Here is a 21539-nt window from a genome sequence, read left to right on the forward strand (position 1 = left end):
CTTCCCTCCCCGCTCAGGCCTTGAAGGTGAGCAGGGGGGAGAGCCGGGCCACCTCCCGGATGATGCCGGCCTCCACCTGGGCCTCCACCACCGGACGGATGGGCTTGTACGCCACGGGCGCTTCCTCGACGCGGCGCTCCGCGCGAAGGGCGATGCAGTCCACGCCCGTCAACCCCAGGGCGGCCTCGCTCTGGTCCGCGCCGCCCCGCGACAGGGAGAAGCGGGAGCGCGCGCGCCCTGCCCCATGCGACGCGGACTCCAGCGCCCGCGCATCCCCACACCCCACCATGAGGAAGGACGTGGCGCCCATGGAGCCGGGGATGATGACGGGCTGCTCCGCCCCCGCCGGGCACGCCCCCTTTCGAGCCAGCCAGCCGCCCTCGTAGGGCAGCGTCAGGTTGTGCGGCACGTCGTAGACGAGCGGCGCCTCCACGTCCCCGAAGAGCTCCCGGAGCGTCTGGCGCAGCAACTCCGCCAGCAGCAGGCGATTGAGGAAGGCGTAGTTGGCCGCCGTCGCCTCCGCCTCCAGGTATTCAGTGACGAGCCGCGTGTCGCTCAAGGGGAGGATGCCGCTGGCCGGGAGCGGCGTGCCCGCGGGCCACGCCTGCCGCGCGCGGTCCTGCCAGGCCACGCCCACGTGCTTGCCCACGTCCCGGCTGCCGGAGTGAATCATGAAGGCGAGCTGTCCCTCGCGCACACCCCAGTCCCACGCCCGCGCCCGGTCCTCCACGGCCTCCACGCGCTGCACCTCCACGAAGTGGTTGCCGCCGCCAATGGTGGCCAGCCCCGCGTCGCGCACCAGGCCTTCGCGCGTGAAGGACTCGGGCGCCCAGCGCGGATGGCCCTTCAGCCCGCCGCCCAGGTGGATGCGCGACACCTCCGCGTCGAGCTGCGCCAGGTCGGCCCGGCCCGCGCACCCCAGCGGCTGCTCCATTGTCTCCAGGAGCCACCCCTGCACGCCGTCGCGCAGCAGCGCCTCGGAGGCCCGCGAGCCCATGGTGACGTCGCGCGTGCCGTAGAAGTAGTGGCCCTTCATCCGCTCGACGAAGGCCGACCGCTTCGCCAGGAAGTCCTCCACGGAGATGTTCGCGACGTGCAGCCGCATGCCGCAGTTGATGTCGGTGCCAATGGCGCCAGGCACCACCAGCCCGCGCGTGTGGAGCACCGAGCCAATGGCCACCCCGGAGTCTCCCGGGTGGAAGTCGGGCGTGGCGCGTACCCGCAGCACCTCGCCGCCCCCGGGGTGTCTCAGGGCCGCGAGCTGGGCGAGTTGCTGGAAGGCCTTGCCCTCCACGGGCAGGTCCGGTGGGAGGAGGACCTCGGCGGGCGGCGCGTGGGCGTCACCCAGGAGGCGGACGGAATAGAGGCGGCCGTCATAGGCCACCTCGAGCCCCTCGCGGGCGAGCGCCCGGAGAAGCCGGTTCAGTTTCGGCTGCATGACCCAACTCAGGAATGCCCCGGGGTCCGAGCGCGGACCTGCCAGGGGGACGTGACGGAGAGATGAGGGACCCGGGGTCAGCAGCCGCGGTCGCCAGACGGCGCGAAGCCGTCTTCACCGTCCACACACGGGCACCCGGCCCGTTCCTGACGAAGGGACATCAAACGGCCGCGGACAGGCCCCCATCCACGTTGATGGCCGCGCCGGTGATGTAGCCACCGCGGGGCGACAGCAGGAAGGCCACGGTGTCCGCGAACTCCTCCGCCTTCCCCACCCGGCCCAGCGGAATCCCGGCGTGACGCGCCATCTCCTGCTGGAAGGACTCCACGGGCTTGCCCACTTCCTTGGCACGGCGCGCCCACTGGCCACTTTCGATGATGCCCACCAGCACCGCGTTCACCCGGATGGCGTGAGGGCCCAGCTCCTTGGACAGCGCCTTCGTCAACGCGAGCCCCGCCGCGCGAGACACCGACGACGGCGTGGAGTTGGCGCCCGGCGTCTTCGCCGCGATGGCCAGCACGTTGACGATGGCGCCGCTCCCCGACTCCTTCAGGAAGGGCAGCGCCTGCCGCGAGGCGCGAATCGCCGCGAAGACCTTGAGCTGGAGGTCCGCCTCCCACTCCGCGTCACTCACCGAGGCGAAGGGCCGGCCCGCCGCGGTGCCCGCGTTGTTCACCAGCCCGTCGATGCGCCCGAAGCGCGCGTGGGCGGCATCCACGAAGTGCTCCACTTCCCATGCACGCGACACGTCGGCCTGGACGGTGAGCACGTCTCCACCCTCGGCGCGCAGGGCCGCGGCGGTGGCCTCCAACCGCTCCGCCCCGCGGGCACAGAGCGCCACCTTCGCGCCCTCCCGGACGAGCCGCCGGGCCACCGCGGCCCCCAGCCCTTCCGAGCCACCCGTCACCAGCACCACCTTGCCACCCAGCTCCAGGTCCACGTGCCACCTCCTCACGGCCAGCGCCGGCCCCGCGAGGCGACTGCACCTCGCAGGGGCCAGGACGCGGGACGTCACGTCATCAAGCAGGCTGCTTCATCAGGTGCCGCTTCTGGTCGAAGGCCGCCAGCGTCTGGGCGATCTCCTCGTTCACCGCCCGCAGCATGTCCTGCTTCTCCCGGAACGGGAGGAAGGCGCTCTTGAAGCCGGAGACGAGGATGGTGGCCAGGTCCTCCAGTGACAGGCCCAGCTCGGAGTGCGCCGTCCACAGCTCCTTGGTCACCGTGGTGTCGGTGATGAGGCGGTTGTCCGTGTTGATGGTCACCCGCAGGCCGTAGTCGAAGTAGAACTTCAGCGGGTGCGCCGCCAGGCTCGTCACGGCGCCCGTCTGCACGTTGGAGGTGGGGCATACCTCCAACGGAATCCGGTGGTCGTTGACGTAGTTGAGCAGGTCCCCGTCCTCGCGCAGCCGCGTGCCGTGGCCGATTCGGTGCGCGCCCAGGTTGTGGATGGCCTGGGAGATGGACTCGGGGCCGTAGGCCTCGCCCGCGTGCGCGGTGCAGTTGACGTTGTTCTTGAGGATGAGCTGGAAGGCGTCCCGGTGGTCCTTCGCCGGGAAGCTCGCCTCCGCGCCCGCCAGGTCGAAGCCGATGACGCCGCGGTTCTTGTAGGCCACCGCCAGCTCCGCCAGCCGCATGGACGTCTGCGGGTTGATGTGGCGGATGCCGCAGACGATGACGCCGCACTTGATGCCCGTCTCCTTCTTCGCGGCGCGCAGTCCCTCCAGCACCGAGTCGATGACCGTGGTCATCTTCAGGCCCTTCTGCAGGTGCAGCGCGGGCGAGTAGCGGACCTCCAGCCAGCGCACGTTCTCCGCGGCGGCGTCCACGGCCAGCTCGTAGGCGGCGCGGTAGAGGGCGTCGGCCGTCTGGAGCACGGAGAGCGTCACGTCGAAGGCGACGAGGTACTCCTCCAGGCTCTCGCACACCTCGCCCATGTGGATGGCCTTGGCCAGCCCGTCCTCGGTGTCGGCGAGCAGCTTGATTTTCTGCTGCTCGGCCAGCTCCAGGATGGTCTTCAGGCGCATGGACCCATCCAGGTGGCAGTGGAGGTCCGTCTTGGGCAGCGCGCGCAGCAGCTCTTCCGTCACCGCCAGGGTGGGTGGCGGCACGAAGTCCGTCCGCCGGGCGGACGAGGGAATGCCGGTGGCGCTGGGAATCTCGTCATCACGAATGGTAGGCATGGTCCAAGTTCCTTCCTTGCGCCATCCTCCAAACCATGTCGTCTCGCGCCTGTCCATGCACGCCCTTGCTGCCCGCCCTGGCGCTGACACTGGTGGCCGCCATGGGGTGCCGGGAGCCCGCGACGAGCGCCTTCCGCTATTCCACGGACGCCTCGTCCCGCGCCGGCCTGGTGGCCCTGAAGGACGGCGTCCTCACCGCCAATGAGGCGGGCGCCGTCGTCCGCCTGGAGCGGAGCGGCCGGGTCGCCTGGCGAGCCGCCCTGGACAGGGAGGTGGCCACACGCCCCGCGCTGCTGGGAGACAGCGTCATCGCCGGGACCGTGGGCGGAGACCTGGTCCGGCTGACCCTCGCGGATGGCGCGGTGCAGTGGCGCCTCACCGGAGAGCCCCCCGTCCTTACCGCACCCGTGGCGGATGCGGAGGGAAAATTCGTCTTCCTCGTCGCGCCGGATGGAGCCGTCCGCTCCCTCTTCACGGACACGGGAAAGACGGACTGGGAGCGCCCCCCACCCGGAAAGCCCGAGCCAACGGCCGCGCCCCGCGGCTTTCCCGTGCCGGTGCTCCAGGACGGCTTGTTGGTGGTGGCGCTCGGTGACGCCGGGCTGATGGCCCTGGCCACCCAGGATGGGGCGAAGCGCTGGCAGCGGGACGTCCGGGACGTGCTGGGGATGACGTTGTGGCAGGACACGCTCTACGTGAGCACCCGCCAGGGCCGCGTCCTGGCGCTGCGGCTCGGGGACGGCACCTCCCTGTGGGAACAGGCTCCCTCGAAGGCCCTGAGCAGCGCCCCCTCCATTGCGCTGGGAACGGTGTGGGTCGGCACGGCTGGGGAAGCCTCCGCGCTCGTCGGCCTGTCCCCTTCGGACGGCAAGGAGGTGAAGCGCATCATGCTGCCCGACCCGCTCGTCTCGGAGGTGACGCCGGTGCGGGAGGACCTGCTGCTGGTGCCCACCAGCGGGCGTCAGGGACGGCTCATCGCGTTGAACACGGCGACCTGGGCACAGGCCTTCTCGGTCCGCGCGGATACGCCGCTGCGCACCCGCCCCGTGGTGCTGGGCGACCAGGTCATCGTCCTGGGCCTGGATGGCCGCGTGCTGTCGTGGCGGCTGCGCAAGATTGAGCCTTGAGCCTTGAGCCACGGCTGCGGCCCTCACCACGCCCGCAGCGTCGACAGCGAGCGCTCCACGCGGGCGGACAGCGCGCCATAGTCACGCTCGGGCGCGGAGAAGGAGACGAGCACGAAGCCGTCCTTCCTGGGAACGAAGTACACCAGCGTGCGCGCGCCGCCCGTCTGTGAGAATTCGTAACGCGCCACGGGCCCCGCCGGGAGCGTGCCCTCCGTGTCCTGGAGCAGCTTACCGGGCACCTTCAACCCCGCCGCCCCCAGCACGGCCTCCGGGCCCGAATCCAGGGCGGGCGCCGCGCCGCGCACCGAGCGCAGCTCCAAGCCCCCGTCAAAGCGGGCCAGCGCAGGGGGCCCGGCCTCCACCGAGCGCAGGCCCATGCCCGAGGGCGGCTCGTACTGCACACCGAGGTCCTGCGAGGAGAAGCTTCGCGAACAGCCGAAGCCACACCACACCAGCAGGAGGCACCAGGTCAGCGGGGCGAGTCTCACGCGCTGGACTCTGCCACTCGCACGTTCGCCCTGTCAGGCGCGCGGGCTTTGTTTCGTCGCTCTCACCACACCCGGCCGGACAGGCCCCACACGCCCTTCAGGACTTCGCTGGTTCGAATCCAGCCCCCTCCGCAATGTGGAGGGGTAGCCAAGTGGTCGAAGGCATCAGCCTCCAAGCTGACAAGTCTCCAGACGAACCGGCTTGTCCACTCGGGTGACCCCTTCTCAGCCCGGTATCAGGAAGCGGGCGATGATGCGTTTGAGGCCCACGCCTCCGCCGAACTCCACCGTCACCTTCGCGTTGGGGCCGTTGCCGTCCGCGGACACCACGCGGCCCACGCCGAACTGCTCGTGGCGCACGCGCATGCCCCGCACGTCCCCGCCCACGCCGTCCATGTCCGACGCCTGCGAGTACGAGCGGTCGATGCGTGGGCCGTCGTCCTCGTCCCAGGTCCGCTTGCGCGGTGTCGAGGGCACCATGGGCTTGGGTGCTTCGGGGACCTCCTGCTCGCTGATGCCGAACAGCGCAGGAGGCACGTCCCGCAGGAAGCGGCTGGGCGCGTTGTAGCGCAGCTCACCAAATAGTGAGCGGCACTGCGCCAGGCTCACGAAGAGCCGCTTTCGCGCCCGAGTGAAGCCCACGTAGCAGAGGCGCCGCTCCTCGGCCATCTCCTCCGAGGGCTCCCCCTCCGTCGAGGCGACCTCGTTCAGGAACGTGGACTCCGACTTCACCGCGCGCGAGTGCGGGAAGACGTTCTCCTCCATGCCCGTGAGAAAGACGGCGTCGAACTCCAGGCCCTTGGCCGCGTGCAGCGTCATCAGCGCCACCCGGCCGTCGCCCACCTCCGCGTCCGCCTCGCCCACCAACGAAATCTGCTCCAGGAAGGCCTGCAGCGCCGGCACGTCGGCCGTCAGCGGAGCCGCGTCCACCTCGGGAGGGACTTCGCGGGGAGGATTCGCCGAGGCCGCCACCGCCGCGGCGGCCCGGTTCAGGTCGAACTCCTGCGCCGCGCCCAGGAACTCGCGGAGGTTCTCCGCGCGCGTCTGCGACTCGTCGCTGCCCTCGGCGTGCAGCGTCTCCACCAGCTTCGTCTCGCGCAGCATCTGGTCCACCGCGCCGGCCGCCTCCTCGTTCGTCTGGGCGAAGGCCGTCAGCGACTCCAGCAGGTTGCGGAAGCCCTTGAGCCGCTTCACCGCGGCGCTATTGAGCGCGGGAATCTGCTCCGGCTGGGACAAGGCCTCGTAGAGGCTCACGCCGCGCGTGTTGGCGAAGTCCGTCACCCGCTCCACCGTGGTGTCGCCAATGCCACGCGCCGGGATGTTGATGATGCGCAGCAGGTCCGCGTCCGAGCGCGGGTTCACCATCAGCCGCAGGTACGCGGAGGCATCCCGCACTTCCGCCCGGTCATAGAAGCTGCGCCCGCTCACCAGCGTGTACGGGACGCGCGCCAGGCGCAGCGCCTCTTCCAGCACGCGGCTCTGCGCATTGGCGCGGTAGAACACCGCCATGCTGGAGAGCTTGATGAAGCCCTCCCGCTGGAGCGCCAGAATCTGCCGCGCCACCTCCTGCCCCTCGGCCCGCTCATCGCGGTTGAGCATCAGGTTGAGCGTCTGGCCCCGCTGGCGCTCGGACCAGAGCTTCTTCTCCATGCGCCGCGAGTTCTTCCGGATGACCTCGTGCGCCGCGTCCAGGATGTTCTGGTCGGAGCGGTAGTTCTGCTCCAGCTTCACCACCTTCGCGCCGGGGTACTGCCGCGGGAAGCCGAGGATGTTGTCCACGTCCGCGCCACGCCACCGGTAGATGGACTGGTCATCGTCACCCACCACCACCAGGTTGGCGGAAGGGGGCGGCGCCAGCTGCTTCAGCAGCGCGTACTGCACCGGGTTGGTGTCCTGGAACTCATCCACCAGCACGTGGTTGAAGCGGCGCCGGTAGTTCTCCAGCACGTCCGGCCGGGTGCGGAACAACGTCACCAGCAGGAGCAGCAGGTCTCCGAAGTCCACCGCGTTGGCCGCGCGCAGCCGCTCCTGGTAGGCCGCGTACACCTTGCGCACCAGCTGGCCCCGCTCGTCGCCGGGCGCGACCTGCATGTGCTCCGGCAGCCGGGCCGCGTTCTTCTCCTGGTCGATGCGGTGGAGGATTTCGCGCGGCTGCATGGACTCGATGCCCGCCTCGCGCATGGCCCGCTTCACCACGTTGAGCTGGTCCGAATCGTCATAGATGACGAAGGAGCGGGTGAGCCCCACGTGCTCCGCCTCGCGACGGAGAATCTGCGCCGCCGCCGAGTGGAAGGTGCTCACCACCAGCTCGTTCGCCTGGGCCCCCAGCAGTTGCACCAGGCGCTCGCGCATCTCCCGCGCCGCCTTGTTGGTGAAGGTGACGGCCAGGATGCGCCACGGGTAGACGTCGTGGACCTTCACCAGGTACGCCACGCGCCGGGTGATGACGCGCGTCTTGCCGCTGCCGGCCCCTGACAGGACGAGCAGGGGGCCGTCACCATGCAACACGGCCTCGCGCTGAGGCGCATTGAGGTCTTCGAGGAGGGCGGATTCGTGTGGGTTCGCGGGAGACATTCGGGAGGCAGCCCATGCTTCTAACGTCTTTCCCCCACCAATGGGCGCCCTTCCTCGGTCCCCGCCCGGCCGCCCGGCCCCCCAAGCATGCGGCGGGCTTATATAATGGTGCGCCTCCATGTCCGACTCCACGTCCGGCGCCCCTTCGAGGCCTTCCCAGGCCGACCTGGACCGTTACGCCGAGCAGTTCTCCCAGAGCCTCACCCTGCGCCTCTTCGGCGCGCAGCTCAGCTTCCCGGAGGGACGGAAGGTGGTCGTCACCATCCCCGAGCTGCGCCCCGAACACCGGGGCGGCGCCGGCAGCGCCAGCGCCGTCAACGGCGGCATCCTCGCCGCCCTCTTCGACTATGCCGTGGGCTGCACCGGCGCCCTGGTGGACCCGGGCCGGCGCTGCGCCACCGTGCAGCTCTCCATGAGCTTCGAGCGCGCCGTCACCGGCGCCAGCCTCCGCGTGGAGTCCGAAATCGACAGCCAGACGGTGTCCCTCCTCTTCGCCACCGCCCGGGTGTACGACGGGGAAGGCCGGGTGTGCGGCCGCTGCCAGGGCGTGGTGAAGCTCTCCAACCTCCGCTGGCCGGCGGGAGACAGCCCCGCCGTCATTTGACCCTTGCCCACTCCGCCCCACATCTCCCCAGCCCCCGTCGATATGTCCGCGCCGGACACACGTTCTGGGGGCACTGGGGAGCAGGCGTGCTCCCCGGACGCCTCTGAGCGACGGGAAGACGGCATGAGTGCAGCCGTGCAGGGCCTGCGGATGACGACGCTGCGATTGTCACAGGAAGCCGACGAGCCGGCCGAGGCGACGGCGCCCGGGGGGGACGAAGCCCTCCTCGCGCGGCGCGCCCTGACGGGGGACCGGGCGGCCTGGGACGCGCTGGTTGCACGCCATCACCGGCGGGTCGTGGTATCGCTGCTCGCACGTGGCGTCCGGGTGGACCGGGCGCAAGAGCTGGCCCAGGAGACCTGGGCACGGCTCATCCAGCAACAGCAGCGCGGGCTGCTGACGGAGCTGCGCCTGCCCAACCTCGCCCTCACCCAGGCGGCCTTCCTGGCCGCGGACGACGCACGACGGACCCGTCGCGAGTCCATTGCCGGGGCGGTGGATGAACTGCCGGAGCGCCACCACCCGGTGGACCCTTCGGTGTCCGCGGAGCGGCGCCTGCTGTCCGAGGAGCAGCTCTCCCGCGCCCATGCCGCGCTGGCGCAGGTGTCCCCCAGCGCACGAAACGTCTTCCTCCTGGCCTGTGACGGCCAGGAACTCCCCCATGCTGAAGTCGCCTCGCGCGTTGGCCTGTCGGTCCAGCGCGTGCGGCAGATCCTGTGCGAGGTCCGCAAGAAGCTGCGCACCGCGCTCGAGGAGGAAACCCATGCTTAAGCCCCACCTCACCCGCGACGCCGCGGAGCAGTACATCCTGGGGGCGCTGGCACCGGAGAAGGCCGCGAGCCTCGAGGCGCACACGTTGGAATGTGAGCCGTGCGCCCGCCTGCTCCAGGAAGAAGCCCTGCTGTCGGAGCAGCTCCACGAAGTCGCCAGCACCCACGCGCCCGCCGTCCAGGTCATCCGCCCGGCCCGCTGGGAGACTCGGCGTCTCACGGCGGGCCTGGCCGGGGCCGCACTGGCCGCGGCGGCGGCGTGGGCCTTCGTCGTGCTGCCCGGCGGACGGCAACCGCCCGCATCACCCAACACACGGGCCCTTCACGTCGAGCCGCCCTCGGTGGGGTTGGAGAGGGAGGTCGCCGAACCACAGGCCATCGTCGTGGCGTGCCCGGACCTGGCCACGCAGGCGTCCTGCACCCAGGCGGCCGAGGAGCGTGGGCTGCTCGTCCAATATCCCTGGGGCACGGGTGAAGTCCCGCGCTACGAGGCCCGCACCGGCCTCCCCGAGGGCGCGCTGAGCGCGCGCCGCCCCGTATCGCTGTGAGGATTCCCGTCATGGACTTCCGGAAGAAACTCGCCGCCCTGCTGCTCGCGCTGGCCTCCACCGGGGCGGGTGCGCAGCCGTCGGAAGGCGCCCAGAAGCTGCCAGTCGGCTGGTATGTGACGGAGAGCGCCCCCAAGCGCTACGAGGCCGGCGTGGACAGCCGCGCCACGTGCGAAGGCAACCGCAGCGCCTACCTCCGCTCGCTGTCGCCGGACGAGAATGGCTACGGCACCTTCATGCAAGCCTTCGGCGCGCACGACTTCCGGGGCAAGCGGCTGCGCTTCTCCGGCGCGCTGCGCATCAAGGACGTGGAGGGCTGGGCGGGCCTGTGGATGCGCGTGGAAGGGCCCGACCCGAAGCAGCCCCTGGCCTTCGACAACATGCAGTCGCGCGCGCTGGTGGGCACCGCGGGCTGCAAGCGCTACGACGTGGTGCTGGACGTCCCGAAGGAAGCCACCACCATCATGGCCGGCCTCATCATCAGCGGCACGGGCCAGGCATGGTTGGACGGCGTCCGCTTCGAGGTCGTCGACGCGTCCGTGCCGGTGACGGACCTGCTGGGCTCGCGGCCGGTGGTGGCCGCGGCCGGCCCCGCGGGCCTGGAGGACGACACACCCGCGCCGGTGGCGAAGAACGACCCACTGCCCCTGGGCCGCGTGGGCGACGTCTGGTTCAACCACGGCCGCGTCGCCGCGGACAAGCCGTACACCCGGCGCAAGGACGGCGTCTGGGTGAGCATCCTCGGCGAAGAGGTGTACGAGCATGGCATCGCGGTGACGGGCACCCTGGGGCAGCGCGCGCTCGACCTGAAGCTGAAGGCCGGCGGACGGAGCACCCTCGTCGAGGGGACGTGGGGTGAGGAGCCCGTCAACATCCAGCTCACGCCGGAGAGGCTCACCATGCGCTGGGGCCGCAACACGCGCGAGCTGGCGAGGCACCTGGACCCTCAGGTGGACACCACGTGCAACCGCTACCAGCGCACCGAAGGACCCCGGGTACTGGACCAACTGGACGTCTGCGGCGCGGCGCTGGGCACCCGTCCACCCAGCGCGCAGCTCGTGATGTCCCTTCTGGCGAATGGCTTCAGCCCCACGTTGCCGGCGGGGAGCCTTCCCATCCCGCAGCCCCCCGTGCGCAGCCGTCAGGCGCTCGACACGGAGCGGACCGCGGTTCCCATGTCGCCCTGAGCGCGGAGGGCCCTAGACCACGGGCCCCGGCGTGGGACAAAGGACCTCCCGTCAGAAGGAGAAGTCGCGCTCCAGGGTTTCGCTCCCCGCCTGCACGGACAGGTGGGCAGAGCGCGCGCCGGTGGACGACGCGGACGTCAAATCAAAGGCAATGCCCTCCGGCCCATGGGCCGGCTTGAGCGCGGGACGGCCGGGACTCAGGAACACCGCCGCCGTCACCGTCCGCCCGGACAGGGGCTGCACCAGCAGGCGCACGCGCTGACGCTCACGCACCAGCACCACGCGAAAGTCGCGGCGCTCATCCAGCACCTCGCGCTGCTCCGGCAGGCGGGCGGCATGAGCGCGGTGGGAGACAGGCGCGCGCGAGGTGCGCGCGGAGCGGGCCACCGCCCCGTCCTCCTCCAGGTCCAGCGCCTCTTCGATGGCCGCCTCGCCCTCGTCCAGCGCCAACACGGCCTGGGCACACTCACCACAGCGCGCCGTGTGCGCATCCAGCCGGGTCCGCTCGTCCTCGGACAGCTGCCCCATGTCGAGGCGCCAGAGGTCGTCCGCGGTGAGGTGCCGGCGGGGGGGCATGTCCACAGGGGCGGCATCCGCCATGTCCGCGCGGCACGCGTCGCATTCCTGAAGGTGGGCCGTCAGCGTCTGGGGATTGGCCGTCCAGGTGGCGACCAGGTCGTCGCAGCCAGCGCGCGCGGAGAACCACCAGGCGGCGTCCTGCTCGGCGGGCTCGAGGAGGTCGCGCTCCTGCCGACGCTGCGGATTGAGTGGGATGAACCAACGTGCTCGGGGACGGAGTGCTGAGTCCAGGCCCTGGAGCGCGGCGAGAAAGCGGTCTCGAAGCTGCGCGGACTCGCCGTCGAGGGCCCCGTGAAGGCCCTCCCAGACGGCCAGGCCGTGTGCGGCGGAGGCGACCCTGTCCCGGGCGGAGAGTCCCTCCAGCGCGGAGGCTCGCCACATGTCCGCCTCTTCACCGCCGTCGAGCGCCACCTCGACGGCTTCTTCCGCGGCCCTCAGCAGCACCGGCTGCAGCGACTGCGGTTTCTGCGACTTCAACCAGGCTTCCACCTGAGGTCGACCCAGGCCCCGCAGGGCGGCGTCCACACCTTCGGTCTCCAACCGGGAGCGCCGGCGCAGCAGGTCACCCGCCGCCTCGAGCACTTCACCGGGAGAAGCCGTGCCCGACAGGAGCTGCGAGCGGCGGGCGGAATAGCGGGACAGCGTATCTCCAACAATCATGGGTTCATTCCTCCTGGGTACCCCGGGTGTGGCGGGGAAGGAGGCGGCTCACGCTTCCTCCCCATGCGACTCGCGATGAAGGTCCAGCAGGTAGAGCTTGAGGTAGGCCTGCGCCCGGCTGACGCGCTTGTAGCTGTTCACCACGGTGATGCTCAGGCGCCGGGCACATTCTTCGTGATCCTCGACGTCTTCGTGGTGGTACAGGTCCCAAGCCGAAGCTTCCTTCGGGTGCTCCTGCTGGAGGCGGGCAAATGCCGCCCAATACAGCTCCTGGGCTTCGGCGCGCTCTTCACGCCGCTTCCCGAGCTCGACGGCGCGAGCCACCTCGGAGGGTGGCTCTTCCATGGCGTCATCGGGGTCCGACGGAGGCGCCGCGAGCTCCTCGCGGTGCTTCCGGTAGAAGTCGATGGCCACGTGCTTGACGATGCGCAGGAAGAACGTCTTGGGAGACGCGCTCCGGCCGGGCATCTGCTCCGACACGCCGCGGAACTGGTCCAGACCCCGGTCGATGAACTTCCCGACCGCGTCCTGGAAGAGCTCGTCCGCGTCCGCTGGGGAACCACGGCCGTAGCTCGCCTGAATCTTGCTGATGACGTACCGCGAGGGCCGGGCCCACCGCTGCACCAACGCTCCGAGCGGGCCGCCAACAGGCTCGCCAGTCGCGCGGCGGCGGGCCACCTCCGCGAACAATTCATCATCCGTGAGCTGCTCGTACACCGGGAGGACCTGGGGGCTGCGCCGGGGAAGACGCCCCGGGATGTTGGGTTACGGGGATGTGGCGCGGCAAGGTACCACGTTGGCATCCGCAGGCAGCCTCCGAGACAAGCAGGGAGCGCCAACCCGGCGGAATCACCGGACAATTGGCACCCGCGAAGTCGGACGAAAGCCGCGTGGCGTTCCTGACGGGATTTATAGAGCGGCCGTTCGGAAATCGGACCCGGAAAATCCCCCTGTCAGGAACAGCGAGGGCCCGCGTCTTCGCCCCCATCGCTTTCGAGCGCCCAGCCGAAGCGGCCCTACAAGCCGTGGTTCGAATCCACACACATGCCCCACAGGCATGTGACGACGGATGGTCCGTCACTGATCTTGGAATCAGCCAACTGGCTTCTTCACTCGGGCGCTCACCCTTTCCCTTCTTGAGGATTCGCGTCATGTCCCGCCGCACCATCGTCATCGGAGACCTTCACGGCTGCTACGACGAAGCCGTGGAGCTGCTCGACAAGGTGGGCGCGACCTCCAGCGACCGGATCATCTTCGCGGGTGACCTGGTGGACCGCGGCCCGAAGCGCCGCGAGTGCGTGGAGCTGGCCATGCGGCACGAGGCCATCCTCGGCAACCACGAGGAGAAGCACCTCCAGCAGCGCCACCGGGCGGACGAGCGGCTGCTCCCCGACCACCTTGAGACGCGCCGGGTGCTCGAACCCGGGCACTACGACTGGATGGCCCGGCTGCCTCACTACCTGCGGCTGCCGGAGCACAACGCCATCGTGGTGCATGCCGGAATGCTCCCGGACCTGCCCGTCGAGAAACAGGACCCGTACCACCTGCTCCATGCCCAGTGCATCCGGCCTCCGGCGACCAAGAGCTACTGGCCGTCCAAGGCGCCTGAAGGCTGGAACTTCTGGACGCACCACTGGAAGGGCCCGGAGCGGGTCATCTTCGGGCACACCGTCTTCGACGCGCCGCTCGTCACCGAGCACGCGGTGGGTATCGACACCGGGTGCGTCTACGGACACTCCCTGACGGCGGTGGTGCTCCCGACCTGGGAGTTCGTCTCGGTGCCGGCCCGGAGCACATACCGGGGCGGCAAGGCCGTGGCCCGGATTGCGGTCCACGGCGACGTGTCTGTCTTCTCGTAATCAATTTCGCGCCCGGCCGACGGGGTCCAACACGCCATACAGGTGTCGCGGGTTCGAATCCCGCCGGAGCCATTCGTGGCTCCGTAGCTCAGCGGTAGAGCACTGGGACCGTTAATCCAAGAGTGGCCTCGTCACTCGGGCGCACCCTTTCCTCCCCCATCCTCACTTCGCACGGGCCGCCTTCGCTGACGCGCAAGGCACCCGTGCGTCCACGCGCGGTGCACTCCGCTCGCCTCGTCGCGAGTGGTCCGCCCCGCGCCTGACCCGCGGCACGTCCCAAGGGGACACCATGACGACCCAGACGCAGAACCCGAATGCGCTGCTGCCCGAGTCGCAGCGCGGTCCCGCCGAGCGGCTCCTGGACCTGGTGCTCGGAGGCTCCGCCCACCTGTGGCACAACCGGCCTGGCCTGGAGGTGAATGGCACCTGGTACGCGGCGGCGCACGCCACGCCGTTCCAGCGTGAGAAGGGGCGTCCGGTGAAGCCGGGGCTCTTCGTCCCCGCCGCGGTGAAGCTCTACCGGCAGCTCCTGGACATCTACCGGCTCAACGCGGAGCTGATGGCGCACTTCGCGTCGTACGCGCTGACCCAGACGGACTGGCGCGACCTCAAGGTCGCGACGTGCGCGCTCATGCTGGTGCAGGAGCACGCGGGCCAGCCCGTGCGCGACGAACAGGGCGGCGTGGCCTTCCACGACGACGACTGGCGCGCCATTGGCGAGGCGATGGTGCTCCACTACGAGCGCAAGTCGACGCGCATGCTCACGCCCAAGGCGGTGCTGCGCGTGGCGGAGCTGCTGGAGCATCCGGAGATTGCCCGACTCAACCGCGAGGCGGGCTTTGGTGACCCGGCGTCCCGAAAGGCGCCGCTGGGCCGCTGGAAGCGCGTGGCGTCGAAGTGGCTGGCGGCGCGTGAGGCCAACATGCCCATGCTCCAGGGGCTGGTGAAGGCGGGCTACAAGGAGACGCTGAAGAAGCTGGCGCGCAAGGCGGGTTACAAGCCGCGCGCGCAGGGCTTCTTCGAGGTGCTTGGCTGGAAGCAGAAGCAGTCCGCGCAGGGCCACCGCGAGGTGGGCCTGAACGGGCTGACGCTGGTCAAGCGCGAGCGCTTCGACGGCCTGTCGGAGGCGGAGATCTGCGAGTGGATCGACCTGGAGCGCCTCTCCTACAAGGAGGTCGTGGGCCGGCTGCCGAAGGACGTGGGCCTCACGCCGGCCATCATGGCGGCGCTGCTGCCCTCGCTGTCGGACAGGGACTTGCGGCTGATGACGCCCACGCTCGAGGAGCTGGGCCTGCTGGAGGACCCGGCCATCCGCGCGCGCTGGGAGAAGGCGGTGCACACGGCCACCGACCAGCGGGCGCTGAACATCGCGAAGAACGTCCGCGGCGAGGTGCTGCGGCGCAAGCTGGAGGAGGCCAGCGACAACGCGGCACGACAGGCGGTGGCGGAGGCGACGGCGGAGACCGACGTGCGGGTGATGTTCCTCATCGACAAGTCGGGCTCCATGGAGGGAGCCATCGAGAGCTCGAAGGAGGCGCTGTCGCGCATCCTCGCGGGCTTCCCGATGGACAAGCTGCACATCGCCGCGTTCGACACCCTGGGCACGGTGCTGCGTCCGAAGGCCGCCAGCCGCATCGCCGTCCAACACATGCTGGCGGGGCTGCGGGCGTCGGGTGGAACGGCGCACGCATCCGCGCTGTACGCGCTGCACCGTGACGGCGTTCGCGTGCCGGAGGACGCGAAGCTGGTGGTCATCGTGGTGGGAGACGAGGCCGGAGAGGCAGGCGACCAGTTCGCCCGGGCATTCCGTGACCTCCGCATCCCGGTGTCGGCGATGGCCCTGATGGTGTCGGTGGCACATGCGCGGGGCTCGACGGTCCGAACCTGCGCCGCGCAGCTGCGAGTGCCCTTCAGCGAGGTGAACGTGGACCAGTTCGAGGACCCGTACCAGGTCACCCGGGTGCTCAAGGCGCTGCTGGATGCGCCCACAGTGCATGGAACCGCCCAGTCCGGCTGGGTGGAGCGGGTGATGCGCACGCCGCTGCTGAAGGTGGCGTGAGGCCAACGCGGTGAGGAAGGAGGAGGCGTCGTGGACTACCGGAAGTTCCTCGGGAAGGTGGAGTCGGTGGTGCTGCCGTATCTGGGCGGCGGCACCGTGGACTCCGCCTCGCGACGCCTCCGTGTCACCACCCCCGTCACCCCGGGGTGGTGGCGCTTCGAGGTGAAGGGACGAGACGCCACGCCGCGTGAGCCCTCCGAGCCCGAGTGCCTGGAGGCGCTGCCGCGCGTGCGGGGCCATGCCTGGGGACGCCGGCTGGTGCGCGAGGGCGCCGTGGCGGAGCCCCTGGAGTTGATGCCGGAGGAGGAGCCGCCGCGCCTGGCGCCCATGAGCGCGCGTCGATGGTTTGACGGCTCCCTGCTCTTCGAGGGCGTGGACTTCGAAAGCGAAGCGGAGGGCGCGGCACGCCTCGCCCTGGAGCAGAACCACTCCCTCGCCCACATTCGGGGCGTGAGTGCCCCCCTGCGGGCCGCGTTTGGCTACACCCTGCTGGAGCGTGTCTCGCGCGACGTGGGCATCCGCTTCGCACCCGCCGAGGTCCGCGGACGGATCCTCGCGGTGGCGGAGGGCGGCCGCGTTCCGGCGGAAGAATGCCTGCGCCGTCTGCACGACGAACGTGAGGCCCAGGCGGCGCGGACACGGCAGGAGCGGGAGGACGCCGAGCGACGAACCCGGTCCGCGGAGCTGCTCGCGGGAGCCCAGCGGCGCATCGCCCGTCTGGAGACGCGGGGCGTCCGCGGGAATGCGCGGGAGGATGGCATGCAGCGCGCACAGCAGGCGCTGTTGAACGCGGGCGCGCGTCCACTGGACCTGCGGCGGCTGGCGGGTCAACGGCTGGAGGTGACGTATGCCTTCATGGGGGAGCGCTTCGTCTCCATCGTCGCGGCGGACTCGCTCCAGGTCCTGGACGCGGGCATCTGCCTGGACGGCGCGGACGGGGATGTCACGCTGGAGAGCCTGCCGTCCGTCATCCGCGAGGCCATTGAAACGGATGTCCTGGTGGTAACCCGACATGCCTGAGGAGACGGCCATGTCCACACGAGAGGTCTGCCTGCTCATCGGCCACGGCGGCGAGGTGCTGTGGTGCGACGCGTCCGACAGCCCGAATCAACTGCCTGACTCACGCGCCCGCTGGGAAGCCATCTGGCGGCTGCGTGACGTCCTCGAAGAGGTGGCGCACAGCCACCCCGACGGTCCGCTCGGCTTCTCCGCCGAGGATGAGAGCACCATGGCCGCGCTCACCTCCGCGCTCGGCAAGCCCCTGCGCTTCTCCGTCGTGGCGCCCGAGGGCATGGTGGCGCGGCAGCGAGGCCGGGACGTCCTGGTGGCGGCCGAGCCCTGGTGGGCGGAGGCGCTGCGCAGCGCCTCCGGCATCCGCCATACCCCCAGCGGCCTCGCGTGAGCCTTCAGACGGTGCGCGTCCAGAGGTCGCGGATGTCCGACGGGAGCTGGCCCATGACGTCCTCGGACTCCCCTTCGGATATCTGATGGCGGACGGCATCCATCACCGCGCGTACCACCGGCTCCACCGCATCTGGATGAAGGCTCAGGTCCTCCCCGACCCGACGCAGGAGGTGCTCGCGGTGGAACTTGGGAGGCAGCTCTTCCTCGTGCTTCTCACAGCGGTGCAGCAGCAGGGTCAGCTTGCGAGGAAGCTGGTCCTCCAGGTCGCTTGCCTCCTCACTGAGGATTCGCTGCTCCAGGGCGCAGAGGACGGACACCGCGGCCTTTTCGGCCACGGCGGGCGACATGCCGCCTCGCTCGCACAGGTGCTTGATGAAGGCCGAGTACGTCTGGCTCGTGCGTGACTCGTGCCGCAACCTCCTGCGGACCTCGATGGGCGTATCCCGGCGGCTGGTCTGACGCTCGCTGCCCTGCGGAGCGCCCTTTCCCTGCTCACGGTCATCGGGCATGGGCTGTCCTTCCTTCATGAAATGGCGTGTGCGCCTCACGGTGCCCACGCCATCCAGCAGGAGCACGACGAAGCGGCACGAAGGCCGTGCCGCCGCCTCCCTGCTCGCTACGCGGCCTTGCCGCGCACGTATGTCTCGAAGAGCTCCCCGAAGAAGAACCGTCCGAAGCGGGCGAGCGCGGCCAGCCGCTGCACCGTGCCCTGGGCATGGAGCACCCGCAGGGTGGAGAGCTGCACGGCGAAGTCCTTGGCGTTGAGCCGCAGGTAGCCCCGGGCGATGCAGGGCCCCGAGGCGTCCTCGCCACGGTAGATGGACACCAGGAGCCGCGTGGTGTCCACCCACAGGTCCGGACCCTCGTCGTCGTGGACGTCCTTGTAGCCGTCAACGAAGAAGCGCTCGCCGGACTCGGAGACCAGCGGGAGCTGATAGCGCATCCGCCGACCGCCAGGACGAGCGCCATCGTGGGTCATCAGGTGCAGCACGCCCTGCTCCACCGTCATCGGACGGGAGGACAGCACGGGCGCCACCACACAGCCCGACAACTGCATGGGATGCAGCGGATGCGAGAGTGTCTCCTCCAGGTCCCGTGAGTCCACCGTGACGATGAAGCGGAAGGGCGACGTCTCCCGGCGCGCGGGGTCCCCAGCTCGCAGGAAGTCCTCGTCGGCGCCCGCGGAGATGTAGCCGTACATCGTCTCGGTGAACTGAACGGCCAGGGGCTGCGCGGGCCGAGGCCCCGGGGCCTCCGGAACCGGCGAGTAGTCCACGCTCCAGCCGTGCCGCCGGGCCATCAGCGCCACGGTGCGCTCGGCCACTGCGGAGATGGTGAGCAGCGGGTTGATGCCCAGCGGCCTCGGAATCACGGAGCCGTCGCTGACGTAGAGGCCCTCGTGGACCTCCGTGCCCTCGGCTCCCGCGAAGACGCGGCCCTCGTGGTCCACCACGCCGTCTTCCGCGCGCTCGCCCATGGCGCACCCGCCCAGCGGATGGGTGCACAGCAGCTCGTGGCCGGTGAGCTTGTTCCAGAGCGGGTTGCGCACGAAGGTTCCGCCCAGCGCCTCCGTGGCGCGGCGCAGGCGTTCGTCCACCCGCGTGAAGACGGCCTGCCGCCCTGCTTCCGGCCAGTGGACGCGGACCCGGTCGCCCGACAGGCGCAGCTCGCCCGCGCCGTCATCATGGGACATCACGAGGAACGTCTGCGTGTTGCGCATGGCCCCGTGGTACGGCCCTCGCACGGCGCTGTCCGCGATGCGCGCCAGCTCCCCGACGCGGCCGATGACGCCCCGGTCCGTGTCCTGCCCGGCGATGGCTGACGCCGCGGCGAGCAGCGCCGTCACGGGACGCGCGAGCGCGGCGGGAATCGCGCCGTTCTCGATGATCATCCCGTCTTCCTGCCGCAGCGTGGCCCGGTCGTCGATGATGCCGCTGATGGTGGGGCCCACGGGCTCGCGCCCCGCGGAGGGCGCCTCTCCCAGGCCCACGCCGTGGACCGGGACGTCCGTGTTGTAGCCAAAGGCCATCACGTCCCCGTTGTTGCTGAAGCGCTGGCCCAGACGTCCAGAGAGGGACAGCCCCAGCGCCTTCGAGCGCAGCAGGAGCTCCGCGGTGCCCATGGTCCCCGCCGCGAGGATGACGCGGTCGGCGGTCAACCACAGGTCTGGCGCATCGAAGCGCTCGCGGCCGGCGTTCATCGGCCGGTAATACACGCGCCACCGGGCACCCTCGCGCGCCAGGTAGCGAACGCCCACCTCGGTGAAGAGCTTCGCCCCATGGCGGTGCGCGTCCGGCAGGTAGTTCATCAGCACGGAGTTCTTCGCGCCGAAGTTGCAGCCCGTCATGCAGTCACCGCACAACGTGCAAGCGCCCTGACGCACCCCCGCGGCGTTGACGCCCTCCTCGAAGGTGACGGCCAGGGGCGGCCGGCGAAAGGTGCCGCCCAGCTTCTCCGCCGATTTCGCCAGCGCCGACAACGTGGCCAGCGGCGGCGCGGACTCCGGATAGGGCAACGGCCGCAGCATGTGCTCGGCCCAGGCGAAGCCGTCCTCCAGCAAGCCGTCCACGTCGGCGCGGAACGCGTCCGGCCAACGCGCGTCCAGGAACACGCGAGGGTCTGGCCGCATGGCCACGTTGGCGTTGATGAGCGACGTCCCGCCCAGGCCGCAGCCCGTGACGACGGAGACGTCCCCGCCCCGGTGGAGCTCGAACAGGGCCGTCGGACTGCCCACGTCGGCGGCGGCCTCGGGGTCGAAGTGAACCTGGAACTCCGACATGAACTCGGCGTCCGTGCGCGGGTAGTCACCGGGCAGGAGCTCCCGGCCTCGCTCCAGGACACAGACCTGCTGGCCCGCGCGCGCCAACCGGCTGGCGGAGATGGCCCCGCCGTACCCCGAGCCCACCACCACCACGGCGTAATGCGACGCCAGCTCACTCCAAGGTGACGACAACCTCCGCATTGGCGCTCCCAATGACATCTCCCGCCCTGGCCCAGCCCCTCTTCGCAGCCTGGGGTGCTACCGCCAGTACGGGCTGGCGGGAAAGGGCGGCCAGGGAGACAGACGCCCGGACCGCCGTTCCGTGAGGCCCCAGCACTGGAGCCACCCGCGGACATAGAGGCGGTTGGGACGGCGGTCAAACTCAGAGGCCGGGGACCTACTCCAGCTCGGCGGCCTCTCCGTCCGCGCGACGGAGCGCGTTGACCAGCCGGTGCGCATGCCGTGTGGTCTCCGGCTCGCGGTACTTCGGGCTCACCTTGAGTACCCACTCCACCGCCGTGGGGAGGTCCATCAGGTGGCCCGGGGACACGTAGACGGGCTGCACGCCCTTGCGCGTGCGCACCGCCATGCCCACGACCTCGCCTTTGTGCATGAGGGGCGCGGTGGAGCCTCTCGCCGCGCCCAGCGGCCCGTGCGTCCCCACCAGCAGGGACTTGGCGCAGCCGATGGAGGGCACTTCGAACAGCAGCCCCCCGTGACACGCAATCCCCATGCGCCGGGGGTGGGCGGTGCCGTGTCCATCGAAGATGACCACATCGGGGCGCACCGTGAGCCGCTCCCAGGCAGCGGCGATGATGGGCAGCTCGCGGAAGGACAGCAGGCCCGGCACGTAGGGAAAGTGCAACGTCACCGCTGCCCCAGCCTGTGCCACCGGCGCCAAGGTCTCCACGTCCAGGACGACGAGCCCGCCAAAGCCCGTGTCATTCCCCTTCTCCGTGGAGATGTCCGCGCCCGCGATGCGCTCCACCTTCAGCCCGGGGGGCGGCCGGAGCACCAGTTGCTCACGCAGCCGGCGCTGCAACTCCACCGCCTCCGAAGGCGTGACGTCCCACCTGCCCACCTCGGGCTGAAGCTCCATGCACGCGCAACCTCCACTGCCAATTTGAAGGGCCTGACTTCAAGGGCAACCCACGACGTCCCCTCAGCGTGGACTGGTGAACGGGCCGTGCCGCCCCTGGAGCCCGCGACGCCCCACGCGCGAGAAGGAACCGCTGAGCCGGCCCTGACGACCGGCGAGCCCACCGGGTGGCATCAGCCGGGCGCGTGCGTGCTCAGCTCCC

At 70.4% G+C, this 21539-nt stretch carries 19 protein-coding genes; 9 read left to right on the forward strand and 10 right to left on the reverse strand.

From position 1 onward, the window contains the following. Positions 1–13: 13 nt before the first annotated feature. From HV824_RS10955 to add, 3 genes are all read right to left on the reverse strand, one after another. Positions 14–1438: an RtcB family protein gene (locus tag HV824_RS10955; RefSeq protein WP_176423222.1), complete on the reverse strand. Its 1425-nt coding sequence runs from the start codon at positions 1436–1438 to the stop codon at positions 14–16. Positions 1439–1598: 160 nt separating this feature from the next. Further along, positions 1599–2378 carry an SDR family oxidoreductase gene (locus tag HV824_RS10960; RefSeq protein WP_176416393.1) on the reverse strand — a complete coding sequence of 260 codons (780 nt, stop codon included), beginning with the start codon at positions 2376–2378 and terminating at the stop codon, positions 1599–1601. A gap of 79 nt (positions 2379–2457) precedes the next feature. Continuing rightward, positions 2458–3618, reverse strand: coding sequence for an adenosine deaminase (add, locus tag HV824_RS10965; RefSeq protein WP_176416392.1), 1161 nt, complete (start codon positions 3616–3618; stop codon positions 2458–2460). 35 nt (positions 3619–3653) lie between these two features. On the opposite strand from add, the gene HV824_RS10970 reads away from it, so the two are divergent. Continuing rightward, complete coding sequence (locus HV824_RS10970; RefSeq protein ID WP_176416391.1) at positions 3654–4745, forward strand: PQQ-binding-like beta-propeller repeat protein; 1092 nt, start codon at positions 3654–3656, stop codon at positions 4743–4745. A gap of 23 nt (positions 4746–4768) precedes the next feature. On the opposite strand, the gene HV824_RS10975 is transcribed toward HV824_RS10970, so the two are convergent. Further along, positions 4769–5233: a hypothetical protein gene (locus HV824_RS10975; RefSeq protein ID WP_176423223.1), complete on the reverse strand. Its 465-nt coding sequence runs from the start codon at positions 5231–5233 to the stop codon at positions 4769–4771. Between the two features lie 225 nt (positions 5234–5458). Continuing rightward, the gene (locus HV824_RS10980; protein WP_176423224.1) at positions 5459–7807 is read right to left on the reverse strand and encodes an ATP-dependent helicase; all 2349 of its coding nucleotides are present in this window, start codon (positions 7805–7807) and stop codon (positions 5459–5461) included. Between the two features lie 118 nt (positions 7808–7925). On the opposite strand from HV824_RS10980, the gene HV824_RS10985 reads away from it, so the two are divergent. The 4 genes from HV824_RS10985 (at position 7926) to HV824_RS11000 (ending at position 10916) form a co-directional block, all read left to right on the forward strand. Then, complete coding sequence (locus HV824_RS10985; RefSeq protein ID WP_176423225.1) at positions 7926–8411, forward strand: PaaI family thioesterase; 486 nt, start codon at positions 7926–7928, stop codon at positions 8409–8411. 135 nt (positions 8412–8546) lie between these two features. Then, positions 8547–9182, forward strand: coding sequence for a sigma-70 family RNA polymerase sigma factor (locus HV824_RS10990; RefSeq protein WP_176416476.1), 636 nt, complete (start codon positions 8547–8549; stop codon positions 9180–9182). Next, positions 9175–9729 (forward strand): zf-HC2 domain-containing protein, encoded by a 555-nt coding sequence (locus tag HV824_RS10995; protein ID WP_176416387.1) that lies wholly within the window; start codon positions 9175–9177, stop codon positions 9727–9729. The genes HV824_RS10990 and HV824_RS10995 overlap by 8 nt, the downstream gene beginning before the upstream one ends. Positions 9730–9740: 11 nt before the next feature. Continuing rightward, positions 9741–10916: an AraC family transcriptional regulator gene (locus HV824_RS11000; protein ID WP_176416386.1), complete on the forward strand. Its 1176-nt coding sequence runs from the start codon at positions 9741–9743 to the stop codon at positions 10914–10916. A 51-nt stretch (positions 10917–10967) separates the two neighbouring features. Here the strand turns inward: HV824_RS11000 and HV824_RS11005 are convergent, their stop codons facing one another. Then, positions 10968–12155: a hypothetical protein gene (locus HV824_RS11005; protein ID WP_176423226.1), complete on the reverse strand. Its 1188-nt coding sequence runs from the start codon at positions 12153–12155 to the stop codon at positions 10968–10970. 48 nt (positions 12156–12203) lie between these two features. After that, on the reverse strand, positions 12204–12872 hold the full coding sequence (locus HV824_RS11010; protein ID WP_176416384.1) for an RNA polymerase sigma factor: 669 nt from the start codon (positions 12870–12872) through the stop codon (positions 12204–12206). A gap of 434 nt (positions 12873–13306) precedes the next feature. Here HV824_RS11010 and HV824_RS11015 point away from each other — a divergent pair, with 434 nt between their 5' ends. The 4 genes from HV824_RS11015 (at position 13307) to HV824_RS11030 (ending at position 17475) form a co-directional block, all read left to right on the forward strand. Further along, positions 13307–14014, forward strand: coding sequence for a metallophosphoesterase (locus HV824_RS11015; RefSeq protein WP_176416383.1), 708 nt, complete (start codon positions 13307–13309; stop codon positions 14012–14014). Positions 14015–14303: 289 nt separating this feature from the next. Continuing rightward, positions 14304–16073, forward strand: coding sequence for a VWA domain-containing protein (locus HV824_RS11020; protein ID WP_176416382.1), 1770 nt, complete (start codon positions 14304–14306; stop codon positions 16071–16073). Between the two features lie 30 nt (positions 16074–16103). Next, positions 16104–17093: a hypothetical protein gene (locus HV824_RS11025; RefSeq protein ID WP_176416381.1), complete on the forward strand. Its 990-nt coding sequence runs from the start codon at positions 16104–16106 to the stop codon at positions 17091–17093. Between the two features lie 10 nt (positions 17094–17103). Then, complete coding sequence (locus HV824_RS11030; RefSeq protein ID WP_255207939.1) at positions 17104–17475, forward strand: Mov34/MPN/PAD-1 family protein; 372 nt, start codon at positions 17104–17106, stop codon at positions 17473–17475. Positions 17476–17479: 4 nt separating this feature from the next. Here HV824_RS11030 and HV824_RS11035 read toward each other — a convergent pair whose 3' ends face one another. The 3 genes from HV824_RS11035 to nfi all read right to left on the reverse strand — a co-directional run bounded on the left by HV824_RS11035 (position 17480) and on the right by nfi (position 21337). Continuing rightward, entirely contained in the window at positions 17480–17986 is a 507-nt protein-coding gene (locus tag HV824_RS11035) for a DUF2267 domain-containing protein (protein WP_176416379.1), read from the reverse strand. A 107-nt stretch (positions 17987–18093) separates the two neighbouring features. Next, entirely contained in the window at positions 18094–20439 is a 2346-nt protein-coding gene (locus HV824_RS11040) for a GMC oxidoreductase (RefSeq protein WP_176416378.1), read from the reverse strand. A 196-nt stretch (positions 20440–20635) separates the two neighbouring features. Further along, positions 20636–21337, reverse strand: coding sequence for a deoxyribonuclease V (gene nfi, locus HV824_RS11045; protein ID WP_176416377.1), 702 nt, complete (start codon positions 21335–21337; stop codon positions 20636–20638). Positions 21338–21539 lie beyond the last annotated feature (202 nt).

The organism is Myxococcus sp. AM009, assembly GCF_013372605.1.
In the GTDB taxonomy this organism is placed as follows: domain Bacteria; phylum Myxococcota; class Myxococcia; order Myxococcales; family Myxococcaceae; genus Myxococcus; species Myxococcus vastator.